General features: G+C 59.8%; 16 protein-coding genes. 6 read left to right on the top strand and 10 right to left on the bottom strand.

Annotated features, from left to right (window positions below; genetic code table 11):
* The first annotated feature begins 50 nt into the window (after window positions 1–50).
* Together lexA and sulA are read left to right on the top strand one after the other, a co-directional pair.
* On the top strand, window positions 51–659 hold the full coding sequence (gene lexA / locus AC07V9_RS17175; protein ID WP_495016861.1) for a transcriptional repressor LexA: 609 nt from the start codon (window positions 51–53) through the stop codon (window positions 657–659).
* A gap of 11 nt (window positions 660–670) precedes the next feature.
* Window positions 671–1,174, top strand: coding sequence for an SOS-induced cell division inhibitor SulA (sulA, locus tag AC07V9_RS17170; protein WP_495016860.1), 504 nt, complete (start codon window positions 671–673; stop codon window positions 1,172–1,174).
* Between the two features lie 108 nt (window positions 1,175–1,282).
* Here sulA and AC07V9_RS17165 read toward each other — a convergent pair whose 3' ends face one another.
* The 7 genes from AC07V9_RS17165 to AC07V9_RS17135 form a co-directional block, all read right to left on the bottom strand.
* On the bottom strand, window positions 1,283–1,519 hold the full coding sequence (locus AC07V9_RS17165; protein ID WP_093467610.1) for a hypothetical protein: 237 nt from the start codon (window positions 1,517–1,519) through the stop codon (window positions 1,283–1,285).
* Window positions 1,520–1,606: 87 nt separating this feature from the next.
* Window positions 1,607–2,128 (bottom strand): DUF6586 family protein, encoded by a 522-nt coding sequence (locus tag AC07V9_RS17160; protein WP_495016859.1) that lies wholly within the window; start codon window positions 2,126–2,128, stop codon window positions 1,607–1,609.
* Window positions 2,129–2,269: 141 nt separating this feature from the next.
* Window positions 2,270–4,873, bottom strand: coding sequence for a type I DNA topoisomerase (gene topA, locus AC07V9_RS17155; RefSeq protein WP_495016858.1), 2,604 nt, complete (start codon window positions 4,871–4,873; stop codon window positions 2,270–2,272).
* Window positions 4,874–4,965: 92 nt separating this feature from the next.
* Window positions 4,966–5,220 (bottom strand): DUF1653 domain-containing protein, encoded by a 255-nt coding sequence (locus AC07V9_RS17150; RefSeq protein ID WP_495016857.1) that lies wholly within the window; start codon window positions 5,218–5,220, stop codon window positions 4,966–4,968.
* A gap of 103 nt (window positions 5,221–5,323) precedes the next feature.
* Window positions 5,324–6,499 (bottom strand): acetyl-CoA C-acyltransferase FadA, encoded by a 1,176-nt coding sequence (fadA, locus tag AC07V9_RS17145; protein WP_346831384.1) that lies wholly within the window; start codon window positions 6,497–6,499, stop codon window positions 5,324–5,326.
* Window positions 6,500–6,522: 23 nt separating this feature from the next.
* On the bottom strand, window positions 6,523–8,670 hold the full coding sequence (gene fadB / locus AC07V9_RS17140; RefSeq protein WP_495016856.1) for a fatty acid oxidation complex subunit alpha FadB: 2,148 nt from the start codon (window positions 8,668–8,670) through the stop codon (window positions 6,523–6,525).
* A 579-nt stretch (window positions 8,671–9,249) separates the two neighbouring features.
* Entirely contained in the window at window positions 9,250–9,687 is a 438-nt protein-coding gene (locus AC07V9_RS17135) for a hypothetical protein (protein ID WP_495016855.1), read from the bottom strand.
* 110 nt (window positions 9,688–9,797) lie between these two features.
* Between AC07V9_RS17135 and AC07V9_RS17130 the strand changes: the two genes are divergently transcribed.
* Entirely contained in the window at window positions 9,798–10,241 is a 444-nt protein-coding gene (locus AC07V9_RS17130; RefSeq protein WP_495016854.1) for a universal stress protein, read from the top strand.
* A gap of 67 nt (window positions 10,242–10,308) precedes the next feature.
* Here the strand turns inward: AC07V9_RS17130 and AC07V9_RS17125 are convergent, their stop codons facing one another.
* A complete protein-coding gene (locus tag AC07V9_RS17125; protein WP_495016853.1) occupies window positions 10,309–12,228 on the bottom strand; it encodes an ATP-binding cassette domain-containing protein in 1,920 nt (639 codons plus the stop codon).
* Between AC07V9_RS17125 and AC07V9_RS17120 the strand changes: the two genes are divergently transcribed.
* Window positions 12,227–12,415: a hypothetical protein gene (locus AC07V9_RS17120; protein WP_495016852.1), complete on the top strand. Its 189-nt coding sequence runs from the start codon at window positions 12,227–12,229 to the stop codon at window positions 12,413–12,415. The two genes, AC07V9_RS17125 and AC07V9_RS17120, sit on opposite strands and share 2 nt — an antisense overlap.
* A gap of 237 nt (window positions 12,416–12,652) precedes the next feature.
* A complete protein-coding gene (locus AC07V9_RS17115; RefSeq protein ID WP_495016851.1) occupies window positions 12,653–14,581 on the top strand; it encodes a transglycosylase SLT domain-containing protein in 1,929 nt (642 codons plus the stop codon).
* A gap of 97 nt (window positions 14,582–14,678) precedes the next feature.
* Here AC07V9_RS17115 and AC07V9_RS17110 read toward each other — a convergent pair whose 3' ends face one another.
* Both AC07V9_RS17110 and AC07V9_RS17105 read right to left on the bottom strand, forming a co-directional pair.
* The gene (locus AC07V9_RS17110; protein ID WP_495016850.1) at window positions 14,679–15,488 is read right to left on the bottom strand and encodes an MOSC domain-containing protein; all 810 of its coding nucleotides are present in this window, start codon (window positions 15,486–15,488) and stop codon (window positions 14,679–14,681) included.
* A gap of 120 nt (window positions 15,489–15,608) precedes the next feature.
* Window positions 15,609–16,535, bottom strand: a complete 927-nt coding sequence (locus tag AC07V9_RS17105) for a chemotaxis protein CheV (RefSeq protein WP_495016849.1) — start codon at window positions 16,533–16,535, stop codon at window positions 15,609–15,611.
* Window positions 16,536–17,063: 528 nt separating this feature from the next.
* Here AC07V9_RS17105 and AC07V9_RS17100 point away from each other — a divergent pair.
* Window positions 17,064–17,579, top strand: coding sequence for a hypothetical protein (locus AC07V9_RS17100; protein ID WP_495016848.1), 516 nt, complete (start codon window positions 17,064–17,066; stop codon window positions 17,577–17,579).
* Window positions 17,580–18,020 lie beyond the last annotated feature (441 nt).

Here is an 18,020-nt window from a genome sequence, read left to right as displayed (position 1 = left end):
GATCACTGTATATAATCCCAGTCACTGTATAAAAAGACAGAGCGATGCACATGATCAAACTGACGTCACGCCAAGCCGAAATCCTGGACTTCATAAAACGCTGTCTGGAAGACAACGGCTACCCACCAACTCGTGCGGAAATCGCTCAAGAGCTGGGGTTCAAATCCCCCAACGCCGCTGAAGAACACCTCAAGGCCCTCGCCCGTAAAGGCGCCATCGAAATGACCCCGGGCGCGTCCCGCGGCATTCGCATTCCGGGCTTTGAAGCCAAGGCCGAAGATAGCGGCCTGCCGATCATCGGACACGTCGCAGCCGGTGCGCCGATCCTGGCGCAACAGCACATCGAAGAATCCCTCGCCATCAACCCTGCCTTCTTTCATCCGAGCGCAGACTACCTGCTGCGCGTCCACGGCATGAGCATGAAGGACGTCGGCATTCTCGACGGGGACCTTTTGGCCGTGCACACCACCCGCGAAGCCCGCAACGGCCAGATCGTGGTGGCGCGTATCGGCGACGAAGTGACCGTCAAGCGCTTCAAGCGCGAGGGCAACAAGGTCTGGCTGATCGCCGAGAACCCTGAATTCGCCCCCATCGAAGTCAACCTGAAAGATCAGGACTTGGTCATCGAAGGGCTGAGCGTCGGCGTGATTCGCCGCTAAGGAGAACGTTTATGCAGCTCCCGCACACACCGCAACAACATGCTCAACTGCCGCTGTTCGAAGCATTCATGATGCCCGGCACGCAGCTACTGGACGTTCCACTGCGCCAGATCCCGGTACTCGACGAAATCGTCGAAGCGCCCTGGAGCATCGAACCCGACGTCTTCAGTGAATTGTCATTGCGCGGCGCTGCCGGGAACTGCCTGAACCTCCTGGCGCCCATCCTGCGCGACCTCAGCCAGGACTGTAACGATCGCTGGCTCACCCTCATCGCCCCACCCTCCAGCGTCACACAGGCGTGGCTGCGGGACGCAGGTCTGAACCGGGAACGCATTATCCTGATGCATCCTCGGGGCACCCAGACCGCGCTGGAGCTGACCCGCGAGGCTCTGCGCCTTGGCCGCAGCCACACCGTGGTCAGCTGGATCAACCCGATATCCGCCAGCGCCAGGCAACAACTGATCAGCGCGGCGCGTACCGGGGACGCACAAAGCCTGAACATTCGCCTGGGCTGATGTCCGCCGGGTGAACAGGAGTTTTAAGAGGGGTGCAGCAACAGGCCAGGCTTTTCTCACTCGAGAAGCCATCAGATAGAGATAATGCCGGGCTGATCCAGAACAGGATCAGTGCAGAACGCGAGGCCCCTCTTCTTCCTTGGTCAGCTCGCCTTCAGCCAGGCGACCCGCCATTTGCACACCCACGCTGAGCATCGCCTTGGCGACTTCAACGTGTTGGCCTTGCAGAAATGCCTTGGCATCCTCAGAGAAGTTCAAGGTCACGAGAGACCCTTCATCTTCAGCGCGGCGCAGCTCGATGCGGCCGTCAGGCAGTTCGACAATTTCCAGAAAAGAGGTTGGCATCAGGACAGTTCTCCACGAAAGGCGGGCATTGTAACAGCCTGATGACCCAGGCCCTAGCCCACCGATCACTCTATCACCAGGCAAGTATCAGCACTCGCTCAACCCTTCACGGAAACGAATCGCCAGGCCTTTGAGCTGCTGGCGCCAGCTTTCCATCTCTTCGCGAGTCAGCTCGGGCTCGACCTCCTCTTGTGCCCCCACCGCAATGATCAGCGGCTGCGTGACGTCGCCCTTGGGCTTTTTCGGCTCGCGCGGCGGCAGGAACAGTGCGTGGTAGGACGCCAGCAGCTGCGCCAGCCAGGTTTCCCGTTGTTGCGCCAATTCGACCAGTTCGCCCATTTCAGGGATCGCGATGGCCTCCAGCACCTTGGGGGTCAGCAGGTCTTCAGCGCGGGCCGTGCTGGCGTTGGGCAGGCGATAGAAACCTGCGATCTCGTGGCACAGGCCCAACAACGCACCGTACAGATGAAACACGGCTGACTCGCGCTCGGCCTGGACCAGGCCCTGGGCGTTCATGGCCCGGCTTTCCGTGGCCTTGGCCATGGCTTCCAGCGCCAGGCCTGCAAAGAAAATCTTCTGGTTGGTGCGGGTGTAGAGTTCGTGGGCCATGACAGCGGCCTCCCCATCAATGAAAGTTGAAACGAGCACGGCGGGCAAAAAAATCCCTCGATGCACAGGACGGCCACCGAGGGATTCTTTTAGCGCAAAGTGCCTGTGCTTACCAGCCGCTTTCAGTGCGGCCAGTGGCAATCAACGCTTGTCTTCGACCTTCCAGGTGCCGCCGTCGTAGAACGCGCGCCAGCCGGTCGGCTTGCCGTCCACTTCGGTCTGCACATATTGCTCCTTGGACTTGCGGCTGTAGCGGATCACCGCCGGACGGCCATCGGGGTCCTTTTGCGGCGCCTCGCACAGGAAGTGGTACTTGGGATCGATCTCGGACTTGTGCGGCACGATTTCCAGCACCAACGGTGCACGGGTCTCGCGGTTTTTCGGGAACTGGCTGGCAGCCAGGAACAGACCCGAGGCACCGTCACGCAGAATGTAAGTGTCATCGACCTTTTCGCACTTGAGTTCCGGCATCTTCACCGGGTCCATCTTCGGCGGCGCCGCTTCGCCGTTTTTCAGCAGCTTGCGGGTGTTCTTGCAATTGGTGCAGCCAAAGAACTTGCCGAAACGGCCGGTCTTCAATTGCATCTCACCGCCACACTTGTCGCACTCGACGCTCGGGCCTTCGTAGCCCTTGATGCGGTAGGTGCCCTCTTCGATTTCGTAGCCTGCGCAATCCGGGTTGTTACCGCAGATGTGCAGCTTGTGCTTCTCGTCGAGCAGGTAGGCGTCCATTGCGGTGCTGCAGATCGGGCAGCGATGCTTGCCACGCAACACGCGCGATTCCGATTCACCCTCGTCGTCTTCGGCAATTTCATCACCGGGCGTGAGGTTGACCGTGGCTTTGCAGCGCTCTTTGGGCGGCAGGCTGTAACCCGAGCAACCGAGGAACACGCCAGTGGAGGCGGTGCGGATCTGCATCGGACGGCCGCAGACCTTGCACGGAATGTCGGTCATCACCGGCTCGTTGGCACGCATGCCGCCGCCAGTGACTTCGGCCACCTCAAGCTTTTTCTTGAAGTCGCCGTAGAACTCGTCGAGCACGTTTTTCCAGTCGCGTTCGCCCTGGGCCACGTCGTCGAGGTTCTCTTCCATGCCGGCGGTGAAGCCGTAGTCCATCAGATTGGAGAAACTCTCGGACAAACGCTCAGTGACGATATCGCCCATTTTCTCGGAGTAGAAGCGGCGGTTGTGCAGCGCCACGTAGCCACGGTCCTGAATGGTCGAGATGATCGCGGCGTAGGTCGAAGGACGGCCGATGCCGCGCTTTTCCATTTCCTTGACCAGACTGGCTTCCGAGTAACGCGCAGGCGGCTTGGTGAAGTGCTGGCTCGGGTCGAGCTTGATCAGCTTCATCACGTCGCCCTGAGCCATGTCAGGCAGCACGTCGTCGTCGCCCGGCTTGCTCATCTGCGGCAGCACACGGGTGTAACCGTCGAACTTAAGGATGCGGCCCTTGGCGCGCAGCTCGAAGGTGCCGGCTGCGACACTGACAGTGGTCGACAGGTACTGCGCAGGCGGCATCTGGCAGGCGACGAACTGGCGCCAGATCAGCTCGTACAGACGCTCGGCATCACGCTCCATGCCCGACAGCTTGCTCGGGTGAGTGTTGACGTCGGAAGGACGAATCGCTTCGTGAGCCTCCTGAGCGCCTTCCTTGCTGCTGTAGACGTTGGGCGACTCCGGCAGGTACTTCTTGCCGAACTCGGTTTCGATGTAGGTGCGCGCCATGGCCACCGCGTCGGCCGACAGGTTGGTCGAGTCGGTACGCATGTAGGTGATGTAACCGGCTTCGTACAGACGCTGGGCCATCATCATGGTTTTCTTCACGCCGAAGCCCAGGCGGTTACTCGCGGCCTGCTGCAGGGTGGAGGTGATGAACGGCGCCGAAGGCTTGCTGCTGGTCGGCTTGTCTTCGCGCTTGGCGATGCTGTACGAGGACGCCTTGAGTTTTTCCAGCGCAGCCATGGCCTGCGCTTCGTTTAACGGCTTGAAGGCTTCGCCGTTCTCGCGAGCCACTTCAAAGCGCACACTGGCGCCCTTGGCCGTACCCAGGTCGGCGTGGACTTCCCAGTATTCTTCGGGATTGAATGCGCGGATTTCGCGTTCACGCTCCACCACTAGCTTCACGGCCACCGATTGCACACGACCAGCGGACAGGCCACGGGCGATCTTCTGCCACAACAGCGGCGAGACCATGTAACCCACGACGCGATCGAGGAAACGGCGCGCCTGCTGGGCGTTGACGCGGTCGATGTCCAGTTCGCCCGGCTTGGAGAAGGCTTCCTGGATGGCTTTCTTGGTGATTTCGTTGAACACCACGCGCTTGTAGCGCTCGTCATCACCGCCGATGGCTTCGCGCAGGTGCCAGGCAATGGCCTCCCCTTCGCGGTCCAAGTCCGTTGCGAGATAGATGGTGTCGGCGTCCTTGGCCAGACGGCGCAGCTCTTCGATCACCTTCTCCTTGCCGGGAAGGATCTCGTACTTGGCTTTCCAGCCGTGCTCCGGGTCGACACCCATGCGAGCCACGAGCTGACGCTTGGCCTTTTCCTTGGGCGTCAGTGCGGGCGCTTCGGAAGCGGTCTTGCCTTTTTTGGCGGCAGGTTCTTTCGCAGCGCTAGCCGAACCGCTGGTGGGCAGGTCTCGGATATGGCCGATACTCGACTTCACCACGTACTGGCTGCCCAGATACTTGTTGATGGTCTTGGCCTTAGCCGGGGATTCCACAATGACCAGCGATTTGCCCATGGATCGGAAAATTCCTAATGCAAGAAAAAAAGACGTTGGAGCTGTCGAGGCCCCGCTATATATAGTGGCTACAAGGTGAGGTCAAGCACAGGCTACTGCAAGGTCTCGCCAGAGGACCGTGAAAAAAGGTCAGGTTCAGCCGTGACCAAAGCAAAGCGTGGCACTTGCTCGCCGTCAACCTCGACTGACTCCAGAAACATCGTCAAAGGACGAACCCACAGGCCATATTCGCCGTACAGCGCCTGATAGAACACCACTTCCTCTTCAGTCTCCGAATGCTTCGCGACACCGAATACACGGTACTCGGGGCCTTTATAGTGACGGTAAAGACCTGGCTTCAACTGCATGTTGCGGACCTCACGGATTGACGCGAAAAAAAACTTTCAAAAATCGTTTCCCGACAAAAACAAAAGCCGGGGCACGTGGCCCCGGCTTGAACACTCACACCGATTAAACGCGTTCGAATACGGTGGAAATGCCTTGGCCCAGGCCAATACACATCGTGGCGACGCCCAGGGTGCCGCCCTTCTGCTTCATGACGTTGAGCAACGTGCCGGAAATACGCGCTCCCGAGCAACCAAACGGGTGACCCAAAGCGATAGCGCCGCCGTGCAGGTTAACCTTCTGGTCCATCTTGTCGAGTACTTTCAAATCTTTCAGTACTGGCAAGGCCTGGGCAGCGAAGGCTTCGTTGAGCTCGAAGTAGTCGATGTCAGCGATGCTCAAACCCGCGCGCTTGAGCGCTTTCTGGGTCGCCGGAACCGGGCCGTAACCCATGATGGCAGGGTCGACACCGGCCACCGCCATGGAACGGATGACGGCCATTGGCTGAATGCCCAGATCCATCGCGCGCTGGCCCGACATGACAATCATGCAGGACGCGCCGTCAGTGATCTGCGAAGACGTACCGGCGGTCACGGTACCACCTTTTGGGTTGAACGCCGGTTTCAGGGCGGCCAGGCTTTCCAGGGTGGTTTCCGGGCGAATGGTCTCGTCGAAGTCGTACATCTTCAGGAAGCCGTTCTCGTCATACCCTTGCATCGGGATGATTTCGTCCTTGAAGTTGCCTTCCACGGTCGCCTGATGGGCCAGACGGTGCGAGCGCACGCCGAACGCGTCCTGGGCTTCACGGGTGATGCCGTGCATCTTGCCGAGCATTTCAGCGGTCAGACCCATCATGCCCGACGCCTTGGCGGCGTACAGCGACATGTGCGGGTTCGGATCGACGCCGTGCATCATGCCCACGTGGCCCATGTGTTCGACACCGCCGATGACGAAGACGTCACCGTTGTTGCTCATGATCGCTTGAGCTGCGGTGTGCAGCGCGCTCATGGACGAGCCACACAGACGGCTGACGGTCTGCGCCGCCGAGGTGTGCGGGATCTGAGTCATCAGCGACGCCATGCGTGCGATGTTCCAGCCCTGCTCCAGGGTCTGGTTGACGCAGCCCCAGATCACGTCCTCGACTTCCGCCGGGTCGACCTTGCTGTTGCGCTCCAGCAGTTTGCTGATCAGGTGCGCCGACATGTCTTCGGCGCGAGTGTTGCGGTGCATGCCACCCTTGGAGCGGCCCATCGGAGTACGACCGAAGTCGACAATCACGACGTCTCTCGGATTCAAGCTCATATTCTCACCTGTTCGTTGGGCACTTATTCGAAGAAGCGCTGGCCGTTCTTGGCCATTTCACGCAGCTTCGCAGTGGGGTGGTACAAAGCGCCCAGATCAGCGTATTGGTCAGCCAGGGCAACGAATTCAGCGACACCCACGGCGTCGATGTAACGCAGCGCACCGCCACGGAACGGAGGGAAACCGATACCGTAAATCAGGCCCATGTCGGCTTCGGCTGCGGTCTCGACGATGCCGTCTTCCAGGCAACGCACGGTTTCCAGGCACAGCGGAATCATCATCCAGTTGATGATGTCTTCGTCAGTGACTTCACGCTGCTCGTAAACGATCGGCTTGAGCACCTCCACCACGGAGGCGTCGACGACTTTCTTCGGCTTGCCCTTCTTGTCGGTCTCGTAGACGTAGAAGCCCTTGCCGTTCTTCTGGCCCAGGCGATTGGCGTCGTAGAGGGCATCGACAGCGGAGCGGCGGTCGTCTTTCATGCGGTCCGGGAAGCCTTCGGCCATCACGTCTCGGCCGTGGTGGCCGGTGTCGATGCCGACCACGTCCATCAGGTAGGCGGGGCCCATCGGCCAGCCGAACTTTTCCATGACTTTGTCAATGCGCACGAAATCCACACCGGCGCTGACCAGCTTGGCGAAACCGCCGAAGTACGGGAACAGGATGCGGTTGACCAAAAAGCCCGGGCAGTCGTTGACCACGATCGGGTTCTTGCCCATCTTCTTGGCGTAGGCCACGGTGCTGGCAACAGCGACTTCGCTGGACTTCTCGCCACGGATGACTTCAACCAGCGGCATCATGTGCACCGGGTTGAAGAAGTGCATGCCGACGAAGTTCTCGGGACGCTTGAGCGCCTTGGCCAGCAGGCTGATGGAGATAGTGGAGGTGTTGGAGGCCAGGATGGTGTCTTCGCCCACCTGCCCTTCCACTTCGGCCAGCACGGCCTGCTTGACTTTCGGGTTCTCGACGACCGCTTCGACCACCAGGTCCACGTGACCGAAATCGCCGTAGGACAGGGTAGGACGAATCGCATTCAGCGCTTCGGCCATCTTCGCCGGAGTCAGACGACCCTTCTCGACGCGCTTGCCCAGCAGTTTGGACGCCTCGTTCAGGCCCAGTTCGATGGCCTCTTCACGAATGTCCTTCATCAGGATCGGCGTGCCTTTGACCGCCGACTGATAGGCAATGCCGCCGCCCATGATACCGGCGCCCAGTACCGCGGCCTGCTTCACGTCCTTGGCGACTTCATCGTAACGCTTGGCTTTCTTTTTCAGTTCCTGATCGTTCAGGAACAGGCCGATCAAACTCTCGGCAGCCGAGGTCTTGGCCATTTTCACGAAACCGGCGGCTTCGACTTCCAGCGCTTTGTCGCGACCGAAGTTGGCAGCTTTCTGGATGGTCTTGATCGCTTCGACCGGCGCCGGGTAATTCGGGCCGGCCTGGCCTGCCACGAAACCTTTTGCGGTTTCGAAAGCCATCATCTGCTCGATGGCGTTGAGTTTGAGCTTGTCCAGCTTCGGCTGACGCTTGGCCTTGAAATCGAACTCGCCGGAAATGGCGCGCTTGATCAGGTCCAGGGCGGCTTCCTGCAGCTTCTCGGGAGCGACCACGGCGTCGACAGCGCCCACTTTCAGGGCATCTTCGGCGCGATTGTCTTTGCCCGACGCGATCCACTCCACGGCGTTATCGACACCGATCAGGCGGGGCAGGCGTACGGTGCCGCCGAAGCCTGGGTAGATGCCCAGTTTGACTTCAGGCAGACCCACCTTGGCGGTGGCGGACATGACGCGGAAATCCGCAGCCAGGCACATTTCCAGACCGCCACCCAGGGCGATGCCGTTGATCGCGGCCAGGGTCGGCACGTTGAGGTCTTCGAAGTCGCTGAAGATCTTGTTGGCTTCAAGGTTACCGGCGACCAGTTCGGCATCCGGCAGCTTGAAGTTGTCGACGAATTCGGTGATGTCGGCACCGACGATGAACACGTCCTTGCCGCTGGTGACGATAACGCCCTTGATCGACGCGTCTGCCTTGATGGCATCGACGGCCTGACGCAGGTCGTTGAGAGTGAGGCGGTTGAACTTGTTGACGGACTCACCCTTGAGGTCGAACTTCAATTCGACGATGCCACTTTCAAGAGCCTTAACCGTGATGGCTTTACCTTCGTAAATCATCAACTGATCTCCACGATATGGAAGCTGAACAATACGCGTCAGACGCTGAAATCCGGCGCAAATCACGATGTTTTCGTGGTTGCGAACACCAAACGCCAGTTACCCCGTCGACGCGATTCGAGCGTCTGTCAGAGCATTCCTACGGCAAACGCTCAATTCATACGCCCGTTTGATTTGGGTGCGCCTACCTTCTGCCATATTCCAGCAATTGTCAATTCGTCCGACAGCGGACAAAACCGGCAAATCACAGGTAGAAGACACATTTGATAGACGACCATTCAGCAAAATGATCGCGCTCGGTGAACGAGGATGTGACTAAACACGCGAAGCGACGACCGGTGCGCAAATCCGGAAAAATAATGGGATCCACGGCAGACAACTGCACCAATAAGGTCTACATTCAGCGCACTTGCATCAAGACGGGTCGTTTTCAGAAATGCTGTGAAACGAATCGGGACGTCTTTTGCGGCATTGCACCGCAAAGCAACACGAATTACGGCCTGCCTGGCCAACCCCCAGCCCGATGTTGTTATCGGGCTTTTTAATGCCCGCGATTTGGCAAACGCTGCGCCTCACCGGTTACGCTAAGGCCTTCAGAACCGCAGCAATGCGCTGCAACACATTTTCATCACCGCGCTCGGCCCAATACAGGGCAATCAACTGCTTGCCGGCTTCGAGCTTGTAAACGTCTGCGGGCAACGTTTGAAGATGTGGCAACAGACGCGAGTCTTCGCAGGGTTCGCGCCACTGATTGACCCAGTTGCCGGGCGTCATCTGCCAGTACACCCAGACGTCAGGCTCGCGCGCCGTACGCGGCCTGTGATACTGCGCGCACGGGCTAGGGGGCTCGACCGGCAGCCAGTGCGGCCACTCCTGAGGGATCAACTGCATGACCAGGCCCATGCGCCGCGCGGCCATGCGCATGGCCATTCGTCCGCTCTGGGAGCGCGACGGTCGCAGCCATACCAGAGGGCTCAAGACAACCGCAACGATTGACAGCACTATCCACACCGTCATATCTGTATGCCCCTGTCGCGGGGAGCGACGGGCAAAACAAGACGGCGTGCCATGAGGCGCGTGAAAAGAGCCATAATCAAAACCATCGCAGACCTCAGAAGGAACATCCCATGTCCTATGAACATATTCTGGTAGCCGTGGACCTCACTGAAGAGTGCGATCCGGTCATCAAGAAAGCCATGAAACTGGCTCTGGGCACTAACGCCAAGCTGTCACTGGTGCACATTGTCGAACCCATGGCCATGGCCTTTGGCGGCGACGTGCCAATGGATCTCTCGCAACTGCAGCAACAACAGTTCGACCAGGCCAAGGAGAAGCTTGAAAACCTGAAACTCAAATACCCTGAAGTCAAAACCGGCGACAGCCACCTGACCTACGGCCAGCCGCGTCAGGAAATTCACAATTTGGCCAAAGAGCACAAGGTTGACCTGATCGTCGTCGGCAGCCATGGTCGTCACGGCCTGTCGCTGCTGCTGGGCTCCACTGCCAATGATGTGCTTCATGGTGCGCCGTGTGACGTATTGGCCGTGCGCCTGGTCAAACGCGCTGAATAAACCCGGCACAAGCACAAATGCCCGGGCCGTTGAAGGCTCGGGCTTTTTTATGTCGGCAGATCGGCGATCACTCGTCCAGTTCGGCCCAGCGCTCGACCAGGGTATCCAGCTCTTTGTTGAGTTGCTCAAGCGACGCCAGCACCTTGGCGGTCTCGGCAGCCGGACGCTGATAGAAGCCTGAATCGGCGATTTCAGCTTCAACGGCGGTGATCTGCTGCTCTTTGGCGTCGATTTCTCCCGGCAGCGCTTCCAACTCGCGTTGCAGTTTGTAGCTGAGCTTCTTCTTCGCGGCAGGCGCTTCCTGCATCGGAGCAGGCGCAGCGGCCACCGGCTCGACGATGGCCGAGTTCAGGTCGGCCTTGCCCGATTTGCTTTCGGTCACGCCCAAAAGACGCGGCGAGCCGCCCTGTCGCAGCCAGTCCTGATAGCCACCGACGAACTCGCGAACCTTGCCCTCGCCTTCGAACACCAGGGTACTGGTGACCACGTTATCGAGGAATGCCCGGTCGTGGCTGACCATCAGCACAGTGCCCTTGAAAGTCAGGAGCACTTCTTCGAGTAGTTCGAGGGTTTCAACGTCCAGATCGTTGGTCGGTTCGTCGAGGACCAGCAGGTTGGCCGGTTTGCTGAACAGCTTGGCCAGCAGCAGGCGCGCACGCTCACCGCCCGACAGCGCCTTGACCGGCGTGCGAGCACGCTGCGGGCTGAACAGGAAATCACCGAGATAGCTCAAAACATGGCGGCTTTGACCGTCAATGTCGATGAAGTCGCGACCTTCGGCGACGTTGTCGACCACGGTCTTTTCCAGGTCGAGCTGGTGACGCAACTGATCGAAATAGGCGACCTCAAGGTTCGTCCCGACGTCCACCGAACCGCTGGTGGGCTGGAGGTTGTCGAGCATCAGCTTGAGCAGCGTGGTCTTGCCGGTGCCGTTGGCGCCCAGCAGACCGATGCGGTCTTCGCGCTGCAGCACCATGGAGAAATCCTTGATCAGCATCGGCCCGCCCGGGTGAGCGAAGCTGACGTTTTCCAGGACCATGACCTGCTTGCCGGATTTATCGGCGGTGTCCAGCTGGATATTCGCCTTGCCGGTCCGCTCGCGACGCTCGCCGCGCTCGACGCGCAGTGCCTTGAGGGCACGCACGCGGCCTTCATTACGGGTGCGACGGGCCTTGATGCCTTGCCGTATCCACACTTCTTCCTGCGCCAGGCGCTTGTCGAACAGCGCGTTGGCGGTTTCTTCGGCCGCCAGCATCGCTTCCTTGTGGACCAGGAAACTGGCGTAGTCGCCGTTCCAGTCGATCAGGCCGCCTCGATCGAGCTCCAGGATGCGGGTCGCGAGGTTTTGCAGGAAAGAACGGTCGTGCGTGATGAACAGCACGGCGCCCTGGAATTCCTTCAGCGCTTCTTCCAGCCAGGCGATGGCACCGATATCCAGGTGGTTGGTGGGCTCGTCGAGCAGCAAGAGATCCGGCTCGGACACCAGCGCCTGGGCCAGCAGAACGCGACGACGCCAGCCGCCGGACAGCTCGGCAAGGGTCTTGTCTGCCGGGAGTTGCAGGCGGCTGAGGGTGCTGTCCACCAGTTGCTGGAGGCGCCAGCCGTCACGGGCTTCGAGGTCTGACTGCACGTGCATCAGCTTGTCCAGGTCTTCGGCGGTGACGATGTTCTGGCTCAGGTGGTGGTATTCGGCCAGCAAAGCCCCCACGCCATCGAGGCCTTCGGCAACGACGTCGAATACGGTACGGCCATCCGCCACAGGCAGTTCCTGGGGCAGCTCGCCGATCTTCAGGCCCGGGGCGCGCCAGACGTTGCCGTCATCAGGCAGCTGCACACCCTTGACCAGCTTGAGCATGCTGGATTTGCCGGTGCCGTTGCGACCGATGATGCAGACCCGCTCTCCACGGGCGATCTGCCAGGACACCTTGTCCAACAACGGCATGGCGCCGAACGCAAGGGACACATCGCTTAATTTGAGCAGGGTCATGAGCTTCTCCAAAAACCGGGCGCGCATTCTACCTGAGATAGAGGGTGGGTTGGCTTTAAATCGTTACTTTGATGCCCTGTCGGGCGCATTCGCCGGCAAGCCAGCTCCTACATTTTTTGCAACGTGCCATGGCCTGATGGACCGCGTTGGCAGTTTTGGTGCCTGGCGAGAAATTGCATCGCTTTAAAAGGCTGACAACTCGGACCCTCAGGATGCGGTACGTTGCAAAAAATGTAGGAGCTGGCTTGCCGGCGATTAGGCCCGCAGGGCAACAGAGTAAGAATCCCAAGCCGACCCAATCCCTCCACCCCAACTGCAAGCATTTGTTTCCATCACCCACCCACCTGCACCTTCGCCCTTCAACCCGCGCCGGCAAAAGGCTAAGCTAGCGGCACTTTTCACGGTTCATCTGCACGGAAGTCTCATGCGCAGTCGTTTGTTCAGCCTTTTGTCCTGCCTGCTTCTGTCGGCCACCGCTGCCCAGTCTGTCCAAGCGGTCGATATCACCACTCAACGTCAATACTACGACCAGGCCAAGCGCGCGCTGGCCAAGGGCGATGCGGGACCGTACCGCATGTACGCCTCGGCACTGGCCGACTATCCGCTGGAGCCGTATCTGGCCTATGACGAACTCACTGCCCGCCTGAACAGCGCGAGCAACGAGGAGGTCGAGAAATTCCTCGCCGAGCATGGCGACTTGCCCCAGGCCAACTTCATGAAGCTGCGCTGGCTGCGCCTGCTGGCGTCACGTGGCGACTGGCAGCCGTTCGTTCAGTATTACGACCCCAAGCTCAACTTCACCGAGCTGGACTGCCTCAACGGCACCTATCAGCTCAGCCACAACCTGCGCTCGGAAGGCTACGCCAACGCCGAAAAGCTGTGGATGACCGGCAAGACCCTGCCCGCCGCGTGTGACACGTTTTTCACCCAATGGGCAGTCGAAGGCCAACTCACCGAACAGAAACGCTGGCAGCGCGCCAAGCTGGCAGCTCAAGCGCGCAACTATGCGCTGGCCAATCAACTGGTCAACAGCATGACCACCCTCGCCCCTCAGGGTCGGCTGCTGATCGCCGTGGCGCAAAAGCCCGAGATGGTCAACAACCAGGGCCAGTTCATGCCGGCCGATGAGGCAATGTCCGATGTGGTCGGCCTGGGCCTGCGTCGCCTGGCCAAGCAGGACCCGCAACGGGCCATGGAGCTGCTCGACAGCTACGCGCCGGTGCTGCATTTCTCCCACGAAGAACAGGTGCAGATCGCCAAGGAAATCGGCCTGACGCTGGCACGCAGCTACGACGATCGCGCGCTGGGCCTGATGACCAAATACGATCCGGACCTGCGCGACAACACGGTCACCGAATGGCGCCTGCGCTTGCTGCTGCGCCTTGGCCGCTGGGGTGATGCCTATGAGCTGACCCGCCGCCTGCCGCAGGACTTGGCCACCACGAACCGCTGGCGCTACTGGCAGGCACGTTCGCTGGAGCTTTCGCAACCGAACAACCCTCAGCTGCCGGCGTTGTATCGCGCGGTGTCCAAAGAACGCGACTTCTATGGCTTCCTCGCCGCCGATCGTACGCAAACCCCGTACATGCTCAACAACAAGCCGTTGATGCTGAGCCAGGCGACCCTCAACAAGGTGCGCAATACGCCGGGCGTGCGTCGGGCGCTGGAGTTCTACCAGCGTGGCGAAGTGGTGAACGGGCGACGCGAGTGGTATCACGTGACTCGCCATTTCACCCGCGACGAGATGGTCGCCCAGGCAAAACTGGCCTATGACATGGGCTGGTATTTCCCGGCGATTCGCACCATCAGCCAGGCGCAATATTGGGATGATCTGGATATCCGTTTCCCCATGGCCCATCGCGACACGCTGGTGCGTGAAGCGCAGATCCGCGGCCTGCATTCGAGCTGGGTGTTCGCCATCACACGTCAGGAAAGTGCGTTCATGGACGACGCCCGCTCCAGCGTGGGCGCCAGTGGCCTGATGCAGTTGATGCCCGCCACCGCAAAAGAAACGGCCCGCAAGTTCAGCATTCCACTGGCCTCCCCTGCCCAGGTGCTCAACCCGGACACCAACATCCAGCTGGGCGCGGCGTATCTGAGCCAGATCCATGGGCAGTTCAATGGCAACCGGGTGCTGGCGTCAGCGGCGTACAACGCAGGCCCCGGCCGTGTGCGGCAGTGGCTCAAGGGCGCGAACCACTTGGGGTTCGATGTATGGGTCGAGAGCATTCCGTTTGACGAAACCCGGCAATACGTTCAGAACGTGCTGTCTTACGCGGTGATCTACGGACAGAAGCTCAATGCGCCACAGCCGCTGGTGGACTGGCATGAGCGGTTTTTCGATGATTTGTAACCGCTGATCAAGCCCGCGGCGGGAGAAACTGTGGGGGCCGGCTTGCTGGCTCCCACAATAATCGCCCATGACTCACGACCGCGAACGGTATGAGTCATCACTCCAGCACCTCTACCTCCATCCCCACCTTGACCCTACCCGGCCCGTCGTTGACCATGTTCTGGCCGAACCAGATCTCGCCCTCTTTCTCCCGATAACGCTTGAGCGTGTTCAGCGGCTCGCGGTCTTCGCTGCGCTCGCCAGTCGCCGGATCAATGGTGGTGAGGATGCAGCGGGCGCAGCCCTTGAGCAGGCGGAATTCCAGAGTGCCGATGCGAATGCGTTTCCAGCCGTCTTCAGCGAAGGCTTCGGCGCCTTCCACCACCAGATTGGGGCGAAAGCGCAACATTTCCTGGGGGTGCCCGATCCGGTTCGACAGATCGTCCAGCGACGCCTGGCCGATCAACAGCAGCGGAAAGCCATCGGCAAAGCCCACCTTGTCATCCACCGTGCCAAAGCCCGAGGGCAGCCAGCGGGCACGTTCCTTGGGGACGTGCACCACGCGTGTCGGTTTGCCGATGAAGTCGCTGACCCAGCGCGCCGCTTCATCACCTGCATCCGGGACACGCAAGGTATCGCGCCAGACCGTGACGCCGCGCAGGTTGTCTTCGATGTTGTCCGGCAACGCCACATCGAGCGGCGAAAGCCCAGGGGCCGAGAGCGTGACTCCGCCCCGCTCGTTCCACAGCACCGAGAGCTGAGACATGTGCGGCATGGCGCGCTGGCTATAGAAACGCCCGGTGGTCTCGTCCACCAGCATCCAGCGTCGGTCTCCAGTGAGCCCCAATTCATCGAAACTGGCCTGTTGCAGCGACTCGGCCTTGCAGGATTTGAGGGGATACCGGTACAGCGCGCTGAGGTGCAGCATGGACGCGTCCTTGGAGTGAGCAAATGGGAAGGCCACACTTTATACGAGCCATCAGCGCTGCGAACCGTACAGATACAAAAAAGCCCCTCCATACAGCGAGGGGCCTGAAAGCGTGAGCGGTCAGTGATCGAGCATCAGGCGCTCGCGCACAACGTCCACCAGCTTGTCCGGCTGGAACTTGGACAGGAAGTTGTCGCAACCGACCTTCTTGACCATCGACTCGTTGAAGCTGCCCGAAAGCGACGTGTGCAGCACCACGTAAAGCCCACGCAGGCGTGGGTCGTTGCGGATTTCAGTGGTCAGGCGATAGCCGTCCATTTCCGGCATTTCGGCGTCGGTGAAGATCATCAGCAGCTTGTCGGTCATGACCTCGCCGGTGTCCGCCCACGCCTTGAGCATGTTGAGCGCCTTGAGGCCGTCGCTGGCCACGTGCATCTTCACACCGAGCTGGCCCAGGGTGTCGCGCAGCTGCGACAGCGCGACATTGGAGTCATCCACTAGCAAGACTTCACGACCGCGAGCGCGGCCCAGCACCGGATCGTCGAGCTTGTCGCGGGACACCTTGGCGCTGTACGGCACGATTTCGGCGAGTACCTTTTCGACGTCGATGATTTCCACCAACTGGTCATCGACCTTGCTGATGGCCGTCAGATAATGCTGACGCCCTGCACTGCTGGGCGGCGGCAGAATGGCTTCCCAGTTCATGTTGACGATGCGGTCGACACCGCCCACCAGAAACGCCTGAACGGAGCGGTTGTATTCAGTGACGATGATGGTGCTCGACGCTTCGGGCACCAGCGGGCGCATGCCGATGGCCTGGGACAGATCGATCACCGGCAGGGTCTGGCCGCGCAGGTTGACCACGCCGCACACGAACGGATGACGTTGCGGCATCAGGGTCAGCTTGGGCAGTTGCAGCACCTCCTGAACCTTGAACACGTTGATCGCGAACAATTGTCGACCAGCCAGGCGGAACATGAGAATTTCCAGGCGGTTCTCACCCACCAGCTGTGTACGTTGGTCTACTGTGTCGAGAATGCCAGCCATCGGGTGCTCCTGGAGCAGGGTTCAAGTAAGTCCGCACTTGGGTTATCGGCAGCGCAGTCGCAGACCTTAATCGTGACAACGACGTGTGCCGCGCCAATTGATATCACATTAACATCATGCTTTACTGCCGTGTATCTGAAACGAACGAACATGCGCCAGTAGTGGCTATTTGATCTCCCACTATCAGCACTCAGGCATTCCCCTAGGGGTATTCCTTAAACCCGATCAGGGCAAACCTGATATTCGTGCTTTCTTTTAGCCATTATTGTGACGCCATTCTCATTGAGTGAATGGAGTCAGCTACGTGGTCGCGTTCGTGGAATTCCCCGATCCCCTCGTCAATAAAGAGATCGCCGATATTCGGCTGCCCTCGCGCACGCGAGTGGCAAACGATTGCGTGCCAACGGCTACCTACCAATCAAAATATTCAGAAACGCCCTACAGACTTTTTATTGCCTTCAACATTAACTTTGGGCCACTCGCCCCACGCGCTTGCGGATCGCGTTCCATGAAGAGTGGAGGTTTGACATGCTGAACGGCAATGAATGGCATGAGTTGCACGGCAATTTCCTCGCTGAAACCCAAGTCCTGATGACCCGTGCAGACGAATGCCTGAGCCATCTGGACCTGATCAGTGACGACAGGGACGCCATTGAATGCCTGCTCGGCACCCTTCAAAAGGTCGCAGGCCTGGCCGATACGGCATCGGTGCAAGCCATTGCCGGGTTCGCGCGGCAGTTACGCTACCTGCTTTATTTCGCCAGCGCCGCCGGGCGTCTTCAGCCCAAGGCCCTGCTGACCCTGCGCCAGTGCCTGTCGTTGTTGTCCTGGCAGGTCGAACTGGTGGACCCACTGTCAGGCCTGCTTCCATTGGACGACAATGAACAGCAGGAACTGCTCGAACAATTCGGCTGCTGCTGTGGAGTTGGCCAGCTCGACAGCAGCCATTCGGTCGCCGTTGAATGGACCGCGCCGATGGCCACCGCGCTCCCTCCTGTCGAATCTGCCGTGGGCGAACACCTGGACCGCCCTGCGTCACGCTGATCCGGCGTCCGCTTCCATGCCCTGCCAGCAGGGCAGCCTTTCGGACTGCCACGACTGCGTCCGGCTCAATCGCAAGCATGATCAAACGCGACAGGCTCGCCAGCTCTCGGTTGCATCGGCGTGCGGCATGCGGCAGGCTCGTTGTGCAATGCCCTCTTCTCAAACAGAGGAGGCGACTTGCCACTTGATTAGCACCATCGTTCCATTATTACTTCCTGACGGTTCAGACAACTATCGCACGTCACTTATTTACAGTAGGCACTTAATAAAGCCGGTATTTAAGGTAATATCTGCGCCCGCGATCGAGAAGGTAAGTCTGCAATCGCATCCCTTTGTTGAACATCGCCCCCTGGTTCTTGTACACACGTAAAAAGTGAGCTGCATGTGCGTCATGCTGACTCGCTTAAGTGGCCTGACACTTCGCTGTTCAGGTATCCGCAA

The organism is Pseudomonas sp. GW821-FHT02A11 (genome assembly GCF_059421985.1).
This window is presented reverse-complemented; position numbering and strand designations above follow the sequence as displayed.